The 24594-nt window shown below is 65.2% G+C and carries 2 protein-coding genes; both read left to right on the top strand.

The genetic code is table 11. From position 1 onward, the window contains the following. The first annotated feature begins 45 nt into the window (after positions 1–45). Positions 46–12951, top strand: a complete 12906-nt coding sequence (locus ASE80_RS14145) for a non-ribosomal peptide synthetase (protein WP_056859464.1) — start codon at positions 46–48, stop codon at positions 12949–12951. Further along, positions 12948–24272, top strand: coding sequence for a non-ribosomal peptide synthetase (locus ASE80_RS14140; protein ID WP_056859463.1), 11325 nt, complete (start codon positions 12948–12950; stop codon positions 24270–24272). Before ASE80_RS14145 ends, ASE80_RS14140 begins: the two co-directional genes overlap by 4 nt. The last annotated feature ends 322 nt before the right edge of the window (positions 24273–24594 follow it).

Genomic DNA, 24594 nt, shown 5'->3' with positions numbered 1-24594 from the left:
ATACGGACGTTCTCCTCAACCGTGACTTATCAGGCAGGTTACCCCATGCAGTTCAGTGAATTATTGGCAGCGATTTCCACCCATGCGATCCGTCTTCAATTGGAAGAAGGCGACCTGATTATCCTCGGCGACGACCAAGCCCTGGATGACGCGCTATGGGATCAACTGATCGCGCACAAACCCCAACTGCTTGCCTTTGTGGCTGAACACGGCGGTGACTGGCTAAGCCCGGCCTACCGCATTACCCCGGACATGCTGGCACTGGTCACGCTCGATCAGCCGGCCATCGACCGTATCGTCGCCACCATCCCCGGTGGCGCGGCGAATGTGCAGGATATCTACCCGCTGGCGCCGCTGCAGGAAGGCATGCTTTACCACCATCTTTCGGCGCAGCAGGGCGACCCCTACGTGCTGCATGCGCGATTTGTGTTCGACAGCCGTGCGCGCCTGGATGCGTTTGCCCAGGCGCTGCAATGGGTGATCGACCGCCACGATATCCTGCGCACGTCCATGGCCTGGGAGCGTCTGGACGAACCGCTGCAAGTGGTGTGGCGCACGGCGACCCTGGCCTGCGAAGAAGCGCATTTTGCCGACGGCGATCGCCTGGCCCAGTTGCTCGCCCGCTATGACGCCCGCGCCTACCGCATGGACCTTGGCCAGGCACCGTTGCTGCGCCTGGTGTTGGCCAATGACCCGGCCAACCAGCGCGTGGTGGCGATGCTGTTGTTCCACCACACCATCCTCGACCACACCGCGCTGGATGTGGTGCGCCATGAAATCCAGCTCTACCTGGCCGGTGAGCAAGCCCAGGCCGCCGAGCCAGTGGCGTTTCGCAGCTACATCGCCCAGGTGCGCCATGGCGTCAGTGAACAGGCGCATGAGGCGTTCTTTCGCGACATGCTGGCGGATATCGATGCGCCGACCTTGCCCTTCGGCCTGCAGGATGTGCATGGCGACGGGCACGGCATCGATGAAGTGCGTGTGCCCGTCGACAGCAGCCTGAGCCGCCGCCTGCGCAGCCTGGCACGGCCGTTGGGCGTCAGCGTGGCAAGCATCATGCACCTGGCCCTGGCGCGCGTGCTGGGCGTGGTGTCCGGGCGCGATGCCGTGGTGTTCGGCACCGTGATGCTTGGCCGCATGGGCGCCGGTGATGGCGGTGAACGCGCGCTGGGTATGTTTATCAACACCTTGCCGTTGCGCGTGGACGTGGGCGAGCAGGGCGTGCGCGTCGGGGTCAAGGCCACCCACGAGCGGTTGACCGCCTTGCTCAATCACGAGCACGCGTCCCTGGCGCTGGCCCAGCGTTGCAGCGGTGTGGCGGCGCCGACGCCGCTGTTCAGTGCGATGCTCAACTACCGGCACAGCGCCGCTACCGATATGGCGGCGGTGATCGAGGTGGCCGAAGGCATTCAGGTATTGGGCGCCGAAGAGCGCACCAACTACCCGCTGACGGTCAACGTCGACGACCTGGGCGAAGACTTTGCACTCACGGTAATGGTCGATGCGTCCATCGGCGCGCAACGCGTCGCCGGCTACCTGCACACGGCCCTGCACAGCCTGGCCGAGGCCCTGGAACAGCGACCGGATATGCCGCTCTGCGGCCTGAATATCCTGCCTGACACCGAACGTCACCATCTGCTGCACCGCCTCAATCAAAGCCCCGCGCACTACCGCGACACCGCCCTGATCCACGCGCAAGTCGAAGCCCATGCCGCCGCGCAACCCAATGCCATCGCCCTGCGTTTCGACACCCAGCGCATCACCTACCGCCAACTCAACGAACGCGCCAACCAGGTCGCCCACCGCCTGCTGGCCCAAGGCATTCGTCCCGATGATCGCGTGGCGATCTGTGTGGAGCGCGGGCCGGAAATGATCATCGGCCTGCTCGGCATCCTCAAGGCCGGCGCCGGTTATGTGCCCATCGACCCGGCTTACCCGCTGGAGCGCATCGCCTATACCCTGGCCGATAGCGCGCCAGTGGCGGTGTTGGTGCAAGCCGACACGCAGCATCTGGTCGGTGATTTGACCCGCATCGACCTCAACAACCTGCGCGCAGAATCCATCGTCAACCCGCGCGTTGCGCTCAGCCCGGCCCACCTCGCCTATGTGATCTACACCTCCGGCTCCACCGGCCTGCCCAAAGGCGTGATGATCGAACACCGCCAGGTGGCGCGGCTGTTCACCGCCACCGAGCATTGGTTTGGCTTTAACGCCAACGATGTGTGGGCGCTGTTCCATTCCTTCGCGTTCGACTTCTCGGTCTGGGAAATCTGGGGCGCGCTGATGCACGGCGGCCAGTTGCTGATCGTGCCGCAACTGGTCAGCCGCTCGCCGGATGAGTGTTACGCGCTGATCTGCGACGCCGGTGTGAGCATCCTCAACCAGACACCCAGTGCGTTTCGCCAGTTGATCGCGGCCCAGAGCGCCCAGGCGCATTCACTGCGCCAGGTGATTTTCGGCGGCGAAGCCCTGGAGCCGGGCATGCTCAAACCCTGGTACGCCCGCGCCATCAACGCCGGCACTCAATTGGTCAACATGTATGGCATCACCGAAACCACCGTGCACGTGACCTACCGCGCCCTGGAAGCGGCAGATGCGCAGTTGGTTGGCGTCAGCCCGATTGGCGTGCGCATTCCCGACCTGCAACTGTATGTGCTGGATGCGCGTCGCGAGCCGTTGCCGATGGGTGTGGTCGGCGAGTTGTATGTCGGCGGCGCCGGGGTGGCGCGCGGTTACCTCAACCGTGACGAGCTGAATGCCGAACGTTTCCTGGCCGACCCGGCCACCGGCCTGCGCATGTACAAGACCGGTGACCTCGGCCGCCTGCTGGCCGACGGCAGCGTCGACTACCTGGGCCGTAACGATGACCAGGTGAAGATCCGTGGTTTCCGCATTGAGTTGGGCGAAATCGAAGCCACGCTGACCAGCGCCGACGGCGTGCGCGACGCGGTGGTGATCGCCCGTGAAGACGAACCGGGTGATAAACGCCTGGTGGCCTACGTGATCGCCGAGCGCGAACTCGGCGCCGCCGAGCTGCGCGACCATCTGCTGCTGAGCCTGGCCGAATACATGGTGCCCAGCGCCTTCGTGCGGCTGGACCAGTTCCCGCTGACCACCAACGGCAAACTCGACCGCAAAGCCTTGCCCGCGCCGGATGCCGACGCCTTGGCGCGGCGTGACTATGCCGCCCCACAGGGCGCTGTAGAAAGCACCCTGGCCGGCATTTGGCAGTCGCTGTTGAAACTCGACAAAGTCGGCCGAGACGACAACTTCTTCGAGCTCGGCGGCCACTCGCTGCTGGCGGTCAAGCTGATCGAACGCATGCGCCAAGTGGAGTTGAGCTGCGACGTGCGCGTGCTGTTCGGCCAACCCACCTTGCGCGCACTCGCTGCGGCGGTGGGCGGGCAGCAGGAAGTGCAGGTGCCGGCGAATGTGATCACGGCGAGCAGCGCACACATCAGCCCCGACATGCTGCCACTGGTGACGCTGGACCAGGCGGCCATCGACCATATCCTCCAGCACGTGCCCGGCGGCATTGCCAACCTGCAGGATATCTACGGCCTGGCGCCGTTGCAGGCCGGCATTCTGTATCACCACCTGGCAACCACCGAGGGCGACCCCTACGTGTTGCAGGTGCAATTGAGTTTTGCCGACCAAGCCGCGGTGGACGCGTTTACCCACGCCTTGTACAGCGTGATCGAGCGTAACGATATCCTGCGCACCGGTATTCTGTGGGAAGGCCTGGATGAGCCGGTGCAAGTGGTGTTGCGTAAGGCGCAGCTGCAGGTGGAGCGCCTCGACGTGCCGGCTGATGATGCACTGGCACAGTTGCAGCAACGCTTTGATCCGCGCCATTTCCGCCTCGACCTGAGCCGTGCGTCGCTGATGCATTTCGGTTACGCGCAACAACAGGATGGTTTCGTCGGCATCCTGCTGCTGCACCATATCCTGCTCGACCACACCGCCCTGCAGGTGTTGGTGGAAGAGATGAGCGCCAGCCTGGCCGGCCACAGCGCACAGCTGCCGCCGGCGGTGCAATACCGCAATTACGTGGCCCAGGCGCGTCTGGGCGTGACCCAGGCGCAACACGAAGCCTTCTTCAGCGACATGCTTGGCGATATCGACGAACCCACGTTGGCGTTCGGTTTGCAGGATGTGAATGGCGACGGCAGCGGCATCGTCGAGGCGCATTTGCCGCTGGCCCCGGCACTGGGCCAAGGCCTGCGCGAGCAAGCGCGGCAACTGGGCGTCAGCAGCGCCAGCCTGGTGCACCTGGCCTGGGCGCAGGTGCTGGCCCAGGTCTCCGGCCAGCAGGAGGTGGTGTTCGGCACCGTGCTGCTGGGGCGCATGCAAGGCGGCGAGGGCGCTGACCGGGCGTTGGGTATGTTCATCAACACCTTGCCGTTGCGCGTCAGCCTCGGCGCCACCAGCGTGCAGGCCGGCGTGCGCGCCACCCATGCGCGTCTGGCGCAGTTGCTTGGGCACGAGCACGCTTCGCTGTCCCTGGCCCAGCGTTGCAGCGGTGTGCCGGGTTCGTTGCCGCTGTTCAGCACCTTGCTCAACTATCGCCACAGTGCCGCGGACGAGGCGCCGGGAGACAGCCCGTTTGCCGCGCACGGTATCGAGATTCTCAGTTCCCAGGAACGCAGCAACTACCCCTTGGTGCTCAACGTCGATGACCTCGGCACCGGCTTTGCGCTGACCGTACAAGGCGTGGCCAGCCTGGATGTGCAGCGCGTGGGCGAGTACATGCTCACCGCGCTCAGCCACCTGGTGACCGCGCTGCAACAAGCGCCGACTACCGCGTTGCAGGCGGTGTCGATTTTGCCGGCGGCCGAGCGCCACCAGCTGTTGGTCGAGTTTAACGCCACGGCCCGCCAATACCCGTCGCAGCAAACGGTGCACCAACTGTTCGAAGCCCAGGCACTGGCGCGTCCCGAAGCCGTGGCGGCGGTGCATGGCGGGTTGTCCTTGAGCTACCGCGACCTCAACCGCCGCGCCAACCGCCTGGCCCATCACCTGATCAACCAGGGCGTGCAACCGGGTGACAGCGTGGCGATTGCGCTGCCGCGCTCTCTGGATTTGCTGGTGAGCCAGCTGGCGATCCTCAAGTGCGCGGCGGTGTATGTGCCGCTGGACGTCAACGCGCCGCTCGAGCGCCAGGCCTTTATGGAGCAGGACAGCGGGGCGCGGCATGTGCTCCATACCCTGTCCGACCTCAACCTGGACAGCCTGTCGCCGCGCAACCCGGAGCTTGCGCAGTCTTCGGACGAAGTGGCGTACATCATGTACACCTCCGGCTCCACCGGCGCGCCCAAAGGTGTGCAAGTGCCGCACCGCGCCGTCTCGCGGCTGGTGCTCAACAACGGCTATGCCGACTTCAACGAGCGCGACCGCGTGGCCTTCGCCTCCAACCCGGCATTCGACGCCAGCACCCTCGATGTGTGGGCGCCGTTGCTCAATGGCGGTTGCGTGGTGGTGGTCGAGCACGCGGTGCTGCTGTCCCAGGCCGCATTTGCCGAACTGTTGCAGGAACAGGCCGTCAGCGTGCTGTGGATGACGGCGGGCTTGTTCCATCAATACGCCGACGCATTGCTGCCAGTATTGCGTCAGTTGCGTTACCTGATCGTCGGCGGCGACGTGCTCGACCCGCTGGTGATTGGCCGGGTGCTCAAGCACGGCAAGCCGCAACACCTGTTGAACGGCTACGGGCCGACCGAAGCCACTACGTTCTCGACCACGTTCGAGATCACCACACCAGGCGCGGGCGCGGTGCCAATCGGCCGGCCCATCGCGAATGCCCAGGCCTATGTGCTGGATGCGCGCCAGCAGCCGCTGCCGCTGGGTGTGGTCGGCGAGCTGTACATCGGCGGTGCAGGCGTGGCCAAGGGTTACTTGAACCAGCCGCAACTGACGGCCGAAAAATTCATTCCCAACCCGTTCGGCGAAGGCCTGTTGTACCGCACCGGCGACCTCGCCAGTTGGCAGGCCGACGGTACCTTGCTGTACCAGGGGCGCAATGACTTGCAGGTGAAGATCCGTGGTTTCCGCATCGAGCCCGGCGAAATCGAAACCTGCCTGGCGGCCTTCCCGGGCGTGCGCGACGCAGTGGTACTGGCCCGCGAAGACGAGCCCGGCGACAAGCGTCTGGTGGCGTACTACACGGCCCGGATCCCGTTGGAAATCGAAGCATTGCGCGCCCATCTGCAAGGCCAGTTGCCGGATTACATGGTGCCGTCGGCCTATGTGTGGCTGGAGCTGTTGCCGCTGACGGCCAACGGCAAGCTGGACCGCAAGGGCCTGCCGGTGCCGGATCAGAGTGCGCTGCTCAGCCGTGGCTACGAAGCCCCGGAAGGTGAAGTGGAAACCGTGCTGGCGCAGATCTGGCAGGACGTGCTCAAGCTCGAACGCGTCGGGCGCCATGATCATTTCTTTGAGTTGGGCGGGCATTCGTTGCTGGCGGTCAGCCTGATCGAACGCATGCGTCAGGTCGGCCTGAGCGCGGATGTACGTGTGCTGTTCAGCCAGCCGAGCCTGGCGGCACTCGCGGCGGCAGTCGGCAGCGGGCGTGAAATTGTGGTGCCGGCCAATGGCATTGCGCCGGGCTGCACGCAGATCACGCCGTCGATGCTGACCCTGGTGCAGCTTGACCAAACGGCCATCAAGCGCATCGTCGCCCATGTGCCCGGCGGTGCGGCCAATGTGCAGGATATCTACCCGCTGGCGCCGTTGCAGGAAGGCATTCTCTATCACCATATCAGCGCCGAACAGGGCGACCCGTATTTGCTGCAATCGCGCATGGCGTTCGACAGCCTGGCGCGTTTGCACGGCTTTATGGGCGCACTGCAACAGGTAGTGGCGCGGCATGACATCCTGCGCACCGGCGTGGTCTGGGAAGGCTTGGACAGCCCGGTGCAAGTGGTCTGGCGCGACGCGCAACTGAGTGTGCAGGAGGTGATCCTGGACCCGGCCGAGGGCGGCATCATCGAGCAATTGCACGCACGTTTCGATGCCCGTCACTACCGCCTGGAAATTACCCAGGCGCCATTGCTGCGCATGGTTTACGCCCAGGACCCGGCGAATAACCGAGTCGCAGCGATCCTGCTGTTCCACCACCTGGCGCTGGACCACACGGCCATGGAAGTGGTGGGCCAGGAGATGCGTGCGTTCCTGTTCAACCAGGCGGATGCGCTGCCCATGGCGGCGCCGTTTCGCAACTACGTGGCCCAGGCACGCCTGGGCGTGAGCGTGGCCGAGCATGAGCAGTTCTTCAGCGCCATGCTCGCCGATGTGGACGAGCCGACCTTGCCGTTTGGCGTGCAGGACGTGCAGGGCGATGGCCGCGATATCGAAGAGGCCGAGCAGCACCTGGACGCGGCGCTGGCCGTGCGCGTGCGCGAGCAGGCGCGGCAATTGGGCGTGAGTGCGGCGAGCCTGATGCACCTGGCCTGGGCGCAGGTGCTGGGGCTGGTGTCCGGGCGCGATGATGTGGTGTTCGGCACTGTATTGATGGGCCGTATGCAAGCGGGTGAGGGCGCCGACCGGGCGCTGGGCATGTTTATCAACACCTTGCCGCTGCGGGTGAATGTCGCGGCGGGTGCCGCCGTGGCGGTCAAGGCCACCCATTCACGTTTGAGCGCCTTGCTCGGGCACGAACACGCGTCCCTGGCGCTGGCCCAGCGTTGCAGCGGCGTGCCGACCAGCGTGCCGCTGTTCAGCGCCTTGCTCAATTTCCGCCACAGCCGCCCCGACGAAATGGCCCGCGATGGCCACGGTATCTGGGAAGGCGTGCAACTGCTGGGTGGTGAAGAACGCAGCAACTACCCGCTGACCTTGAGCGTGGATGATTTTGGCGCAGGCTTTGGCCTCAGCGTGCTGGCGCTGCCGCAGATTGGCGCCCAGCGCCTGTGCGGCTATATGCATAACGCTGTGGAGCAACTGGTCGAGGCCCTGGAAAACGCCGCCGATACCGCGCTCAACCGCCTGCCGATACTGCCGTCGGCCGAACGCGACACCCTGCTGCGCGAATTCAACGCAACGGCTGCGGATTTCCCCGTCGGGCACACCCTGCACGGTGCCTTCGAAGCCCAGGTCGAGCGCCAGCCCCACGCGATTGCGCTGCAGCAGGGCGCGCTGTCGCTGACCTACCAGCAGCTTAATCAGCGCGCCAATCAACTGGCCCATCACCTGCTCGCGCTCGGCGTACAGCCGGACGACCGCGTGGCGATCTGTTGCCGTCGTGGCCCGCAGATGCTGATCGGGCTGCTGGGCATTCTCAAGGCCGGCGCCGGTTATGTGCCAGTCGACCCGGCTTACCCTGCTGAGCGCATTGCTTATCTGTTGCAGGACAGTGCGCCGGTGGCCGTGCTCGCCGAAGCCAGTACTCAAGCGTTGCTGGGCACGTCCGCCACGGTGGACCTGCTGGGCGAAAGCTGGCAGCACCACGCCGTCAGCAATCCGCAGCTCGCAGCGCTGACCCCGGCGCACCTGGCCTACGTCATCTACACCTCCGGCTCCACCGGCCAGCCCAAAGGCGTGATGGTGGAACACCGCAACGTGGAAAACCTGGTGCACTGGCACTGCGAAGCCTTCGGCCTGGACGCGCGCAGCCATACCAGCAGTGTCGCCGGTTTTGGCTTTGATGCCATGGCCTGGGAAGTCTGGCCGGCGCTGTGTGCCGGTGCGACCCTGCACTTGCCGCCTGCCACGGTGGGCAATGAAAACATCGACGAACTGCTCGCCTGGTGGCTGGCGCAGCCGCTGGACGTCAGCTTCCTGCCCACGCCAGTGGCCGAATACGCCTTCAGCCAGCACCTGCACCACCCGACCTTGCGCATCCTGCTGATTGGCGGCGACCGCCTGCGCCAATTCACCCAGGAGCGACGTTTTGCGCTGATCAACAACTACGGGCCGACCGAGGCCACGGTGGTTGCTACCTCCGGCCGTGTTCGTGCCGGGCAGGCGCTGCATATCGGCCGTCCGGTGGCGAACGCCAGCACTTACTTGCTCGATGCACAGCTGCGCCCGGTACCGGTAGGCGTGGCCGGTGAGCTGTATGTGGGCGGCAGCGGCGTGGCGCGCGGTTACCTGAACCGGGCGGACCTGACCGCCGAACGCTTCCTGCAAGACCCGTTCAACCCTGGGCGCATGTACCGCACCGGCGACCTGGCGCGCTGGTTGCCCGACGGTAATATCGAGTACCTGGGCCGCAATGATGATCAGGTCAAAGTGCGTGGCGTACGCGTGGAGCTGGGCGAGATCGAAAGTCGCCTGACCGCACTGGAAGGCGTCGCCGAAGCGGTGGTGCTGGTGCGCGAAGGGCGCCTGATTGCCTGGTTCACTGAACACCACCCGCTGGCAATCGAAACCCTGCGCGCGCAATTGCAGGCGCAGTTGCCAGATGCGCTGGTGCCCGTCGCTTACGTGAGGCTCGACGCGTTACCCCTGACCGCCAACGGCAAACTGGATCGCGGGGCCTTGCCGGAACCTGATCAGGCGGCGTTGCTCTCCCGCGACTACGAAGCGCCCCAGGGCGCAGTGGAAACCACCCTGGCGCGGATCTGGGCCGAGGTGTTGCAGGTCGAACAGGTCGGCCGTCATGACCACTTCTTCGAACTCGGCGGCCATTCATTGCTGGCCGTGAGCTTGATCGAACGCATGCGTCAAGCGAACCTCAGCGCGGATGTCCGTGTGTTGTTCAGCCAGCCAACCCTGGCCGCGCTGGCGGCTGCCGTGGGCAGTGGCCGCGAAGTGCAGGTGCCGGCCAACCGGATTGCAGCGGATTGCGTGCGCATCACCGCTGACATGCTGCCCTTGGTTGATATCGACCAGTCGACCCTCGATCACGTCGTCAGCCGCATCCCCGGCGGCGCCGCCAATGTGCAGGATATCTATCCGCTGGCACCGTTGCAGGAGGGCATTCTTTACCACTACCTCACCGCCGAGCAGGGCGACCCGTACCTGCTGCAGTCGCACCTGGCCTTCGACAGCCTCGAGCGCCTGCAAGCCTTTGCCCAGGCGCTGCAACAGGTGATCAACCGCCATGACATCCTGCGCACCGGCGTGGTCTGGGAAGGCCTCGCGCAACCGCTGCAAGTGGTGTGGCGCCAGGCTCGATTGCCGCTTGAAGAGCTGCAGTTGCAGGGTGATGTGCTCGCCGGCCTGCATGAGCGTTTTGATGCGCGGCGTTATCGCCTGGACATCAGCCAGGCGCCGCTGATCTGCCTCAAATACGCCAAGGACCCGGCCAACCAGCGCGTGGTGGTGGTGTTGCTCTATCACCATATTGCGCTGGACCACACCGCGTTCGACGTGGTGCTGCGTGAGATGCAAGGGCACTTGCTGGGGCACGCCGCCCCGACGGCGGCGCCGATGCCGTACCGCAACTACGTGGCCCAGGCGCGATTGGGCGTCAGTGAGCAGGAGCACGAGGCGTTCTTCCGCGAGATGCTCGCCGATGTCGATGAGCCGACCTTGCCGTTCGGCTTGCAGGACGTGCGCGGCGACGGCAGCGCGATTGAGGAATACAGCCTGCACCTGGACAGCGACCTCAACCGCCGCCTGCGGGCCCAGGCACGTTTGCTCGGAGTAAGCACGGCGAGCCTGTTCCACCTGGCCTGGGGCCAAGTGCTGGCGGCCACTTCGGGGCGCCACAGCGTGGTGTTCGGCACCGTGCTGGTCGGCCGATTGCAAGGCGGCGAGGGCGCCGACCGCGCCCTTGGGGTGTTTATCAATACCTTGCCGCTGCGCCTGGATATCGACGCGCAAGGCGCACGCGATGCCGTGCGTGCCACCCACATGCGGCTCACTGCATTGCTCGGCCATGAGCACGCGTCCCTGGCCCTGGCCCAGCGTTGCAGTGGGGTGGCGGCCCCGGCGCCGTTGTTCAGCTCGATGCTCAACTATCGCCATCGCGGCGCCGCCACGCGCTCTGCCGAAGCGCAACACGCCTGGGAAGGCATGCAGACGCTGGCCAACGATGGCCGCACCAACTACCCGCTGACCCTCAACGTGGATGACTTGGGCGATGGTTACGATATCACCGCCCTGGCGCAGATTGACGCGCAACGGGTGTGTGGTTACCTGCAGAACGCCCTGGCCGGGCTGGTTCAGGCCTTGGAGCAGGCACCGCACCAGCCGCTCAATCGCCTGCCGATCCTGGGCGCCGAGGAACGCCAAAAACTGCTGGTAGCGTTCAACGCCACCGAGGTCGATTACAACCTCGACCAGACCCTGCACGGCCTGTTCGAGGCTCAGGTCGAACGCACCCCTGATGCGGTGGCGGTGAAGGCCGGTGACCAGCAGTTGACCTACCGGGCACTCAACGAACGCGCCAACCGCCTGGCCCATCATTTGCGCGAACTCGGCGTGCGGCCGGATTCGCGCGTGGGTATCTGCGTCGAGCGTGGCCTGGACATGGTGGTCGGCCTGTTTGCGATCCTTAAGGCGGGTGGCGGTTATGTGCCGCTGGACCCGGCGTATCCCCTCGAACGCATCGCTTACATGCTGCAAGACAGCGCGCCGGTGGTGGTGTTGGCGCAAGGCGCGACCCGCCAGTTGCTGGGCGATGTGCCGGTGCTGAACCTGGATCACGTCACTTGGCAACAGCAGAGCGCGAGCAACCCGCAGGTGCCAGGCCTGACCGCCCGGCACCAGGCCTATGTGATCTACACCTCCGGCTCCACCGGCCAGCCCAAAGGCGTGATCAACGAACACGCCGGCGTGGTCAACCGCTTGCTGTGGATGCAGGACGCCTATGGCCTGAAGGCCCATGACGCGGTGCTGCAGAAAACCCCGTTCAGCTTCGACGTGTCGGTGTGGGAATTCTTCTGGCCGCTGTTTACCGGCGCACGGCTGGTGATGGCGCGCCCCGGCGGGCACAAAGAACCGGCGTACCTGTGCGAGGTGATCGAGGCCGAGCAGATCACCACCTTGCACTTTGTGCCGTCGATGCTCGATGTGTTCCTGGCCCATGGCGATGTCAGCCAGGCTGCCCGGCTGGCGCGGGTGATGTGCAGCGGCGAAGCCTTGCCGGGCAGCCTGGTGCGGCGCTTCAAAGCGCAACTGCCGGGGGTTGGGCTGTACAACCTGTATGGCCCGACGGAAGCGGCGGTCGATGTCACCGCGTGGAACTGCGCACGGCCCGACGTGCCGGACAACACACCCATCGGAAAGCCGATTGCCAATACACGCCTGTACGTGCTGGACGCCCGGTTGCAGCCGGTGCCATTGGGGGTGGTGGGTGAGTTGTTCATCGGCGGCGTGCAAGTGGCGCGCGGGTATCTGAACCGCCCGGAACTGACCGCCGAACGCTTCCTCAAGGACCCGTTCACCGACGGGCGCATGTACCGCACCGGTGACGTCGGCCGTTACCTGCCCGACGGCAATATCGAGTACCTGGGCCGCAACGATGACCAGGTGAAGATCCGTGGCCTGCGCATCGAACTGGGCGAAATCCAGGCGCGCTTGCTGGAGCATCCACAGGTCAATGAGGCCGCCGTGGTCGCCCGTGAAGAGCGCCTGGTGGCGTACTACACCGGCGCACACACCGACATCGACCGCTTGCGCGCCCACCTGTTGCAGCACTTGCCGGACTTTATGGTGCCCGCGGTGTTTGTGCACCTCGACGCACTGCCACTGAGCCCCAACGGCAAGCTCGACCGCAAGGCGCTGCCGGTGCCGGGCATGGACGCACTGAGTGTGCGCGACTACGCGGCGCCCGAAGGCGACACCGAAATTCTCATGGCAGCGCTGTGGGCCGAGTTGCTCAACGTTGAGCGCGTTGGGCGCCATGACAACTTCTTTGAACTGGGCGGGCACTCGCTGTTGGCCGTGAGCTTGATCGGACGCCTTCGCCAGGAAGGCCTGGAAGCTGATGTACGGGCGCTGTTCGAACAGCCGAGCCTGGCCGGCTACGCCGCTATTACCGAACGAATGGAGATCGTCCTGTGAGCATTTCTGAGTTATTGAGCACGCTGAAAACCAAGGACGTGCAACTGGCGCTCAAGGGCGAGCAGTTGTCAGTACAAGGCAACAAACAAGCGCTGAGTGACCCAGCGATCCTGGCGGCGTTGCGTGAGCACAAGCCGGCCTTGATCGAACTGATCAAGGCCGGTGAATATTCGGCCTCCAAGGCCGGCGAAGTGCAGGTGCCGGCCAATGGCATCCCGACGGGGGCCGAGCACATCACCCCGGCCATGCTGACCCTGTCGACGTTGAGCCAGGACGAAATCGAGCGCATCGTGGCCACGGTCGATGGCGGTGTGGCGAATATCCAGGACATTTACCCGCTGGCGCCGTTGCAGGAAGGCATTCTGTTCCACCACGTCAGCGCCGAACAGGGCGACCCCTACGTGATGCAGTCGCAGTTTGCGTTCGACAGCCTGGAGCGTTTCGAGGCCTTCGCCCAGGCCTTGCAAAGCGTGATGGACCGCCACGATATTCTGCGCACCGGCGTGGTCTGGGACGGTTTGCAGCAACCCTCGCAAGTGGTGTGGCGTCAGGCACGCCTGCCGGTGCAGGCGCTGCAATTGAACCCGGCCGACGGCGATATTGCCACTCAACTGCATGGGCTGTTCGACGCTCGCCATTATCGTCTCGACGTGACCCAGGCGCCGCTGCTGCGCCTGGTACGGGCCGACGACCCGCTGAACCAGCGCATTGTCGCCACCTTGCTGTTCCACCATATGGCCCTCGACCACAGCGCCCTCGAAGTGGTGTGCCATGAAATGCAGGCGTGCCTGCTGGGCCAGGGCGCGGCGCTTGGCCAGGCCGTGCCGTTTCGCAACTATGTGGCGCAGGCACGCCTGGGCATCAGTGAGCCGGAACACGAAGGTTTCTTCCGCCAGATGCTCGGCGACATCAGCGAGCCGACCTTGCCTTACGGCTTGCAGGACGTGCAGGGCGATGCCCGTGGCATCAGCGAAGTCAGCCTGCCTTTGCCCGCAGCACTCAGCCAACGGTTGCGCGCGCAAGCCCGGCAACTGGGGGTGAGTGCCGCCAGCCTGTTCCATATGGGCTGGGCGCAGGTGTTGGCGGTGCTGGCCGGTAAAGAGCAGGTGGTGTTCGGCACCGTATTGATGGGGCGCATGCAAGGCAGCCATGCCACGGATCGGGCGCTGGGCATTTTCATCAACACCTTGCCCTTTCGCGTGGACGTAGATGCACAGGACGTGCGCGCCGGGGTCAAGGCCACCCACGCGCGGCTCACCACCTTGTTGCGCCATGAACACGCGCCGCTGGCCCTGGCCCAACGCTGCAGCGGGGTAGTGGCGCCGACGCCGCTGTTCAGTGCCTTGCTCAACTATCGCCACAGCGCCCCGGCCGCCAGCGCCGAAGCCGTGTCGGCCTGGCACGGGATCGCCGCGCTCAGCGCCGAAGAGCGCACCAACTACCCGCTGACCCTGAGTGTGGATGACCTGGGTGACGGTTTTGGCCTGAGCCTGCTGGCCAGCCAGCGGGTCGACCCGCAGCGTGTGTGCGGCTACCTGCAAACCGCCCTGGAAAACCTGGTGACGGCGCTGGAACAAACACCGCACACCACGCTTAATCAGCTGTCGGTGCTGCCCGCCGCCGAGCAACAGCTGCTGCTGGAACAGTTCAACGCCACCCAGGCCGATTTCCCTCACGGCAGCACCTTGCACGGGCGCGTCGAAGCCCAGGCCGCGCTCACGCCGGACGCGATCGCTGCCGTGCAGCAAGGCCGCCAACTGACCTACGCCGAACTCAACCAGCAAGCCAACCTGCTGGCCCATCACCTGTTGGCGCTGGGGGTCAAACCCGACGACCGCGTGGCCATCGTCGCGCGGCGTGGCCTGGACACCCTGGCCGGGTTGCTGGCCATCCTCAAGGCTGGCGCCTGCTATGTGCCGGTCGACCCGTCGCACCCGGCTGAGCGCCTGAGCTACCTGCTGAGCGACAGCGCCCCGGTGGCGGTGCTGACCCAGCAGGCACTGCTCGAGCGCTTGCCGGCGCTGGACGTGCCGGTGATTCAGCTGGACCGCTACACCTGGCAGCATCATTCAGCCAGCAATCCCAACGCTGGCGCCAACCCATCGAACCTCGCTTACGTGATCTACACCTCCGGCTCCACCGGCCTGCCCAAAGGGGTGATGGTGGAGCACCACACGGTGGCCAACCTGGTGGACTGGCATTGCCGAGCCTTCGACCTGTGCGCCGGGCGCCATACGGCCAGTGTGGCCGGCTTTGGTTTTGATGCGATGGCCTGGGAAGTCTGGCCGGCGCTGTGTGTCGGCGCGACCCTGCACCTGCCGCCGGCCACGGACGGCGCCGAAGCTATCGACGCGCTGCTGAGCTGGTGGTGCGCGCAGCCGCTGGACGTGTGCTTCCTGCCTACGCCGGTGGCCGAGTACGCGTTCAGCCAGCACATCGAACACCCTACTTTGCGCACCTTGCTCATCGGCGGTGACCGCCTGCGCCAGTTTACGCGGGCCCAGCGATTTGAGTTGATCAACAACTACGGCCCCACCGAAGCCACGGTGGTCGCCACCTCCGGCAAGGTCGAGGCGGGCCAGCCGTTGCATATCGGCAATCCGGTGGCCAATGCCACGGTGTATCTGCTCGATGAACAACAACGGCCAGTGCCGTTGGGTGTGGCCGGTGAGCTGTACGTGGGCGGCAAGGGCGTGGCGCGTGGTTACCTCAACCGCCCGGAGCTGACCGCCGAGCGCTTTCTGCAAGACCCGTTCAACCCGGGACGTATGTACCGCACCGGCGACCTGGCGCGCTGGTTGCCGGACGGTACGCTTGAATACCTGGGGCGCAATGATGATCAGGTGAAGATCCGTGGCATGCGTATCGAACTGGGCGAGATTGAAACCCAGCTCGGCCAACTGCCCGGGATTCAGGAAGCGGTGGTGCTGGTGCGCGAGGAGCGGCTGGTCGCCTATTTCACCGAGAATTTGCAACTCGACCCGCTGGCTGTGGGTGATATCCGCGCCCACCTGGTCGCGCATCTGCCGGACTACATGGTTCCGGTCGCCTATGTGAAGCTCGAGGCGCTGCCACTCACTGCTAACGGCAAGCTCGACCGCAAGGCCTTGCCGGCGCCGGACATGGCCGCGGTGTTTACCCGCGAATACGCCGCGCCCGAGGGCGAGATCGAAAGCGTGCTCGCGCAGATCTGGGCCGATGTGCTGCAGGTGCAGCGTGTCGGGCGGCACGACCATTTCTTCGAGCTGGGCGGGCACTCGTTGCTGGCGATGCGCATGGTGTCCCAAGTACGCCAGCGCCTGGGGGTGGAACTGGTGCTGGGCGACTTGTTTGCCAATGCAGAGCTGGCGGCGGTCGCTGAAGTGCTGGCGAAGTCGGCGCGCAGCACCTTGCCGGATATCCTGCCGGCCAATCGTGACGAACACGTGCCGCTGTCGTTTGCCCAGCAGCGCCTGTGGTTCCTGGCGCTGATGGAAGGCGCCAACACCGCCTACAACATTCCCATCGGCCTGCGTTTGCGTGGCCAGCTGCATGTCGAGGCGCTGCAACGCGCGCTGGCGCGTATCGTCGCGCGCCACGAAACCTTGCGCAGCCGCTTTGCCCAACAGGGCGACGAAGCCCAGGTGCTGATCGTAGCGGCTGAACACATGTTGCCCCTGCAAGTGCAGGATTTGCGCCGCCACCCGCAACCGCAGCAGGCGCTGGATGCCTTGATTCAGGGTGAAGCCTCGGCACCGTTCGACCTGGAGCGCGGCCCGTTGCTGCGCGGGCGCCTGGTGGTGATGGCCGACGATCACCATGTGCTGCTGCTGACCTTGCACCATATCGTCTCCGATGGCTGGTCGATGGGCGTGCTCACCCGCGAGCTGATGGCGCTGTACCAAGCCTTCAGCCACGGCATGCCTGACCCGTTGCCAAGCCTGCCGATCCAGTACGGCGACTTTGCGGTGTGGCAGCGTTTGTGGCTGAGCGGCGAAGTGCTGCAGCGCCAAAGCAGCTACTGGCAACAGGCCCTGGCCGGTGCGCCGGCCTTGCTCACGCTGCCCACCGACCGCCCACGCCCGGCGCAGCAGGACTACGCCGGCAGCAGCGTCGAAGTGCGTCTGGACGAACGCCTGACCGCCGGGCTCAAGGCCTTGAGCCAACGCCATGGCACCACGCTGTACATGACCTTGATGACGGCCTGGGCCTCACTGCTGGCGCGGCTGTCCGGGCAACAGGAGCTGGTGATCGGCACGCCGGTGGCCAACCGCACCCGCAGCGAGGTGGAAGAGCTGATCGGCCTGTTCGTCAACACCCTGGCGGTGCGCATCGACACCTCGGGCGAGCTGAGCACCGAGGCCTTGCTGGCGCGGGTCAAGGCGCTGACGCTGGCCGCCCAGGCGCATCAGGACTTGCCGTTCGAGCAGGTGGTGGAAATCACCCGGCCGGTGCGCAGCCTGGCCCACAGCCCAGTGTTCCAGACCTTGCTGAGCTGGCAGGACAGCAGCGCGCCGACCCTGGCCTTGGGCGACCTGGCGCTGGAAGGCATTGTCGAGAACAGCCACTTTGCCAAGTTCGACCTGTCGCTGAACCTGGGTGAAGTGCAGGGCAGCATTCTCGGCGCACTGGAATTTGCCGTGGCGCTGTTTGATGAGTCGACCGTGCAGCGTTACGCCGGCTATTTCACCCGCACCTTGCAGGCCATGGTCGATAATGACCAGGCGGTGCTGGAACATGCGCCGTTGGTGGATGAGCGTGAGCGTCAGCACCTGCTGGTCGATTTCAACGCCACCGCAGTGGACTACAACCTCGACCAGACCCTGCACGGGATGTTTGAAGCGCAGGTGACGCGCACGCCGAGCGCGATTGCAGTGAAAGCGGGCGAGCAGCAGCTGACCTACGCCGAACTGAATGCGCAGGCTAATCAGCTGGCCCATCACTTGTTGGCGCTGGGCGTACAGCCGGGTTCGCGGGTGGCGATCTGTGTTGAGCGCGGCCTTTCAATGGTCGTTGGCCTGTATGCGATCCTCAAGGCCGGCGCGGCGTATGTGCCGCTGGACCCGGCCTATCCGCAGGATCGCCTGGCGTACATGCTGCAAGACAGCGCGCCGCGGGTGGTGTTGGCCCAAGGCGCAACACGTGGGTTGCTCGGTGAGGTGGCGATAGTCGATCTGGACCAACCAACCTGGCAGCATCTGCCCGCAGGCAACCCTCATGCACAGGGCGTGAGCGCCTATGTGATCTACACCTCCGGCTCCACCGGCCAGCCCAAGGGCGTGATCAACGACCACGCCGGGGTGGTCAACCGCCTGCTGTGGATGCAGGACGAATACGGCCTGAACGCGCAGGATTCGGTGCTGCAGAAAACCCCGTTCAGCTTTGACGTCTCCGTGTGGGAATTCTTCTGGCCGCTGTTTACCGGCGCGCGCCTGGTGATGGCGCGCCCAGGCGGGCACAAAGAGCCCGAATACTTGTGCGAAGTGATCGAGGCCGAACAGATCACCACCTTGCACTTTGTGCCGTCGATGCTTGATGTGTTCCTGGCCCATGGCGATATCCGCCAGGTCGCCGGGCTGGTGCGGGTGATGTGCAGCGGCGAAGCCTTGCCGGGCAGCCTGGTGCGGCGCTTCAAGCAGCAACTGCCGGGCAGCGAGTTGCATAACCTGTACGGCCCGACCGAAGCGGCCGTCGACGTTACCGCCTGGAACTGTGCCGGCCCGGTCACCCCGGACAACACGCCGATCGGCAAACCCATCGCCAACACGCGCATGTACCTGCTCGACAGCCAATTGCAACCGGTGCCGCTGGGCGTGGTGGGCGAGTTGTTTATCGCGGGCGTACAAGTGGCGCGCGGCTATCTGAACCGGCCGGAGCTGACTGCCGAGCGTTTCCTTGACGACCCGTTCATGCCGGGGCGCATGTACCGCACCGGTGATGTCGGGCGTTACTTGCCGGACGGCAATATCGAGTACCTGGGGCGCAATGATGACCAGGTGAAGATCCGTGGTTTGCGCATCGAACTGGGTGAAATCCAGGCGCGGCTGCTCGAGCATTCGCAGGTCAACGAAGCCGCCGTGGTCGCCCGTGAAGAGCGGCTGGTGGCGTACTACACCGGCACGCCGAGCGACATCGACGTGCTGCGCGGCCACCTGCTGCGGCATCTGCCGGAGTTCATGGTGCCGGCGATATTCGTGCATCTGCAGGCGTTGCCGCTCAGCCCCAACGGCAAGCTCGACCGCAAGGCGCTGCCGGCGCCGGGCCTGGATTCGGTGGTGGTGCGCGCTTACGAGGCGCCCCAGGGCGATACCGAAATCGCCTTGGCCAGCCTGTGGGCCGAACTGCTCAATGTTGAGCGCGTGGGCCGTCACGACAACTTCTTCGAACTGGGCGGGCATTCGCTGCTGGCCGTCAGCTTGATGGGGCGCATGCGTCGCCTGGGCTTGTCGGCGGATGTGAAGGTGCTGTTCGGCCAGCCGACGCTCTCGGCCCTGGCGGCGGCGCTGGGCAGTGGGCGTGAAGTGGTGGTGCCGGCCAATGGCATTGTCGAAGGCTGCACCCGGATCACCCCTACGATGCTGCCCTTGATCCAGATGGACCAGGCTGCCATCGACCGCATCGTTGCGTGCATCCCCGTCGGTGCGGCAAATGTGCAGGATATCTACCCCCTGGCGCCGTTGCAGGCCGGCATTTTGTACCACCATCGGGCGGTGCTTGAAGGCGATGCTTACCTGTTGCGGGCGCAGTTTGCCTTCGACAACCGTCTGCGCCTGGACGCCTTTGCCCATGCCTTGCAGGCGGTGATCCAGCGGCACGACATCCTGCGTTCCTCCTTCCATTGGGAGGGCCTGGAAGAACCGGTGCAGGTGGTGTGGCGTGAGGCCTCGCTAAGCATTGAAACCGGTGCTGTGCCACAGCGCCTGAACCTTTCGCAAGCGCCGTTGATGCGTTTGATCTATACCGAGGAACCGCAACGTGTGGTGGCCACGTTGCTGTTCCATCATTTGGTGATGGACCATATCGCGCTGGACATTCTGCAACATGAAATGCAGGCGTTTCTGCTCGGTACTCAGCACACCCTGGGCGCGGCCGTGCCGTATCGCAACTATGTGGCCCAGACTCGCCTGGGCGTTGAGGAACACGAGGTTTTCTTCCGCGAAATGCTCGGTGAAGTCGAAGAACCAACCGACGTCCACTACATAGGCATCGATGAACATGCGGATTTGGCCGTCGACCTTCAGTTGAGCCAGCGCCTGCGCACCCAGGCCCGTCAGGCAGGCGTGAGTGCCGCCAGCCTGATGCACCTGGCCTGGGCGCAGGTGCTGGGCAAGGTCAGTGGCCGCGAACAGGTGGTATTCGGCACTGTAATGCTCGGGCGCCTGCAAGGCGGCGAAGGCGCCGAGCGCGCCATGGGCGTGTTTATCAACACCTTGCCGCTGCGCGTCGACCTGGGCGAACACTCGGTACGCGCCGCACTGCGCGCCACCCATGCGCGCCTGACCCAATTGCTCAGCCATGAGCACGCGCCGCTGGCCTTGGCCCAGCGCTGCAGCGGCGTGCCAGTGGGGACGCCGTTGTTCAACGTGCTGTTCAACTACCGCCACAGCGCGCCGCACACGGGTGGCGTGGCGGAGGCATGGCAGGGGATCGCGCTGCTCGGTGCCGAGGAGCAGACCAATTACGGGGTGTCGGTGAGTGTCGATGACCTTGGCGAGGGTTTCAGCCTCACCGCCATGGGGCAGGGCGCCCGGCGTTTGTGTGATTACCTGAACATTGCCCTTGAACAACTGGTTGAGGCGCTGGAGCGCCAGAGTGATGTAGGCATCAGCCGCTTGCCAATCCTGCCGGCAGCCGAGCGCCAACAGCTGGCGGACTTCAATGCCACGGCGCGCACCTTCCCCCGCGAGCACACGGTGCAGCGCTTGTTTGAAGCCCAGGCCCAGGCACGGCCCGACGCGGTGGCGGCGTTGCACGGTGACGCGGTGCTGAGCTACGGCGAACTCAACACCCGCGCCAACTGCCTGGCCCATCATCTGATGAGCCTGGGCGTGCGCCCGGCCGATAACGTCGCGATCCTGCTGCCGCGTTCCCTGGACCTGCTGGTCAGCCAACTGGCGATCCTCAAGTGCGCGGCGGCCTATGTACCGCTCGACATCAATGCGCCCGCCGAGCGCCAGGGCTTTATGTTGCAGGACAGCGGTGCGACCTTGCTGTTGACCCGCAGCGACGCGGCGCTGGAGCACCCGGCGCGGCGCCTGGACCTGGACACCCTGACCCTGGACCCGCAACCGAGCCATAACCCCGACCTGTCGCAGTCCTCGGACAGCGTCGCGTACATCATGTACACCTCCGGCTCCACGGGAACGCCCAAGGGCGTATTGGTGCCCCATCGTGGCATCACGCGCTTGGTGCTCAACAACGGTTACGCCGACTTCAACGCCGCCGACCGCGTGGCGTTTGCCTCCAACCCGGCGTTCGACGCCAGCACCATGGACGTGTGGGGCGCGCTGCTCAACGGCGGCCAGGTGCAGGTGATCGACCATTGCACCTTGCTCGACCGGGTTGCATTCGGCCGTGCGCTGCACGGTGCCACGGTGCTGTTCGTGACCACCGCGTTGTTCAATCAGTACGTGCAGATGATCCCCGAGGCCCTGGCTGGCTTGCGCATCTTGCTCTGCGGCGGCGAGCGTGCCGACCCTGCGGCGTTCCGCAGCCTGCTGGCGCAGGCGCCGGGCTTGCGCCTGGTGCATTGCTACGGGCCGACGGAAACCACCACCTACGCCACCACTTACGAGGTGCAGGCGATTGCCGCCGATGCGGACAGCGTGCCGGTGGGCCGACCAATCTCCAACACGCAAATCCACGTGCTGGATACGTACTTGCAGGCGCTGCCGGTGGGCGTGACAGGTGAAATCTGCATCGGCGGTGACGGCGTGGCCAAGGGCTATTTGAACCGGCCGGAGCTGACCGCCGAGAAGTTTGTCGACGACCCGTTCAACCCGGGCGCCTTGATGTACCGCACCGGCGACCTTGGCCGCTGGACAGCGGACGGTTTGCTGGAGTGCATCGGGCGTAACGACGACCAAGTGAAGATCCGCGGTTTCCGCATTGAACTGGGCGAGGTTGAAGCACGCCTGGCGACCTTCGCGAGTATCCAGGACGTGGTGGTGCTGGCCCGTGAAGACGTGCCGGGTGACAAGCGCCTGGTGGCGTATTTCACTTGGGCTGGCGAGCCTGTGGAGATCGACAGTGTGCGTGCGCACCTGCACGGGCAGTTGCCGGACTACATGCTGCCGTCGGCCTATGTGCCGCTGGCGCAGTTGCCGCTGACGGCCAATGGCAAGATCGATCGCAAAGCCTTGCCGGTTCCGGCATTGGAGGCCTTGCTCAGCCGCGACTTCGAGGCGCCGGCCGATGCCCTGGAGCAGTCGCTTGCAGGCCTGTGGGCCGAGGTGTTGAAACTTGAGCAGGTGGGTCGACATGACAGTTTCTTTGAACTGGGCGGCCATTCATTGCTGGCGATTCGACTGGTCAACCTGATGGAGGCAGCGGGCTTGCAGGTGTCGCTGGCCGAGCTGTTCCAGCACGTCAGCGTGGCCTCGGTGGCGGCGATGTTGCGCCAGCGTACCGGCGAGCCGGTGCGCGACACCTCACTGATTACCGTACGCAGCAGCGGCGCGCAGCCGCCATTGTTCCTGGTGCATGAGTTCAGCGGCATGGACGTATATTTCCCGGCGCTGGGCCAGCACTTGCCCGGCGACTATCCGATCTACGGCCTGCCGGGCGCGGCACTGGGTGAGGCGCACCTGAACACCATGGAAGGCTTGGCGGCGCGCATGGTCGGCCTGATCCGCCAGGTTCAGCCGCACGGGCCTTACCGCGTAGCGGGCTGGTCGTTTGGCGGCGTGCTGGCCTATGAAGTGGCGATGCAACTGCTGGGGCTGGATGAGCCGGTGGCGTTCCTCGGTTTGATCGACAGCTATGTGCCGCGCATGACCGATCAGGGCAAGGCGCGCTGGAGTGGGCCGGATGCCCTTAAACGGCATTTGCTGTTGCAGTGCACGGCGTATTGGAAAGCACAGGGAGGTGTGGATGAACTGGCGAGCCCTGAACAGCTTGAGGCAGGCATTGGACAGCTGGACTTTGCGGGTCTGCTGCAACGCTGTCGCGATCAAGGTCTGCTATACGCGCAAATGGCAGCGGCTACGGACGCGGACCTCTTGAGTTTTATCGAGCGGGAAGTCGGCCACGGGCATGCGCTGGCGCACTACAGCCTGTTTCCGCTGCCGGTGCCGGTGCATCTGTTCAGTGCCCGCGAGCGGCCGACCGAGCTGTCGCGGCGCAGTGAATCGCTGGGTTGGGAAGACGCCTTGGCGCCTGGGCAATTGCGCCGGGTCGAGGTGCCGGGCGATCACCAAAGCATGATGCAGGCGCCGCATATTCAAGGCCTGGGCGCGGCGATGGCGCAGGCCCTGGCCGTGAGTGCGCCGGTGACGCAAGCGCTGCATCAACCGGTGCTGCGCATTCAGAGCGGGCGTGCGGGGTTTGCGCCGGTGTTCTGCGTGCCGGGAGCGGGGGACAGTGTCACCGGGTTTGTGGGGTTGAGCGAGGCACTCGGGCGCGACTGGCCGCTGTTCGGCTTGCAGCCGCGTGGGCTGGATGGCGAGGCGGTGCCCCATAGCCAGGTGGAGGCGGCGGCGCAGTGTTACCTGGCGGCGCTGGCGCAGGAGTGCCCGCGTGGGCCGGTGCATCTGGTCGGGCATTCATTTGGTGGCTGGGTCGCGCTGGAGATGGCGCTGCGCTTGCAGGCGATGGGCCGCGAGGTGGCGTCGTTGACGGTGATCGACAGTGAGGCGCCGGGCGGTGCGGGCAAGCCGTATTCGACCACGGCCGCGTTGTTGCGCTTGATCGAGGCCATGCAGTTGTCGGCGGGCAAGTCGCTGGGCATTGACCGGGTGGAGTTTGCCGGGCGCGATGAGGTGGCGCAGCAGCAGTGGCTGCATGCGGGGATGGTGAGCGTGGGGTTGTTGCCGGGGCGTGCCAGTGTGGATGCGATGGCGGGGCCGGCGCGTACTTATGCGGCGGCGTTGCGCACGGTGTATCGGCCGCTTTCACGCTTCAACGGGGTGGTGCGGTTGGTGCTGGCGCAGGATCCGGCGTTGGATGCGGCGGGTAATCAGCGTGAGCAGGGGTTGATGGTGGAAGGGTGGCGGCGCCAGGGGAACGGGTTGCAGGTTTGGTATGGCGCGGGGAATCACTTTACGTTGCTTAAGGCGCCGAATGTTTTGGGGTTGGCGCGGTGGTGGCTTGAAGGGGTGGTGATTGGGGAGGTGGTGTCTTGAGGGGGGGGTGCCGGGTACATATCCGTTGTTTTTGTGATGGCCACTTAGGGTTCCGCCCTGACGGCGGGTCACTTTTGGCAAACGCCCGGAATGCCGGCCCAGCCAAAAGTAACCAAAAGGTCTGTGCCCCACCACTTGGCACCTCGCNGGTTCCGCCCTGACGGCGGGTCACTTTTGGCAAACGCCCGGAATGCCGGCCCAGCCAAAAGTAACCAAAAGGTCTGTGCCCCACCACTTGGCACCTCGCTTAGGCTCGGTGTGCCAGAACGAAGGCTTGAATCCGTGGGCCGCCGCGATGGGCCATCCTTGGCCCAGCGCGGCT

Origin of the sequence: Pseudomonas sp. Leaf15 (genome assembly GCF_001421425.1) — a bacterium.
In the GTDB taxonomy this organism is placed as follows: Bacteria; Pseudomonadota; Gammaproteobacteria; order Pseudomonadales; family Pseudomonadaceae; genus Aquipseudomonas; species Aquipseudomonas salomonii.
Note: the sequence above shows the minus strand (reverse complement) of the source record. Positions and strands in the feature narration are given on the sequence as shown.

What these genes read in the sequence shown, in the direction of transcription:
- ASE80_RS14145 (WP_056859464.1), top strand. Translation starts at nt 46, where the DNA reads ATGCAGTTCAGTGAATTATTGGCAGCGATTTCCACCCATGCGATCCGT.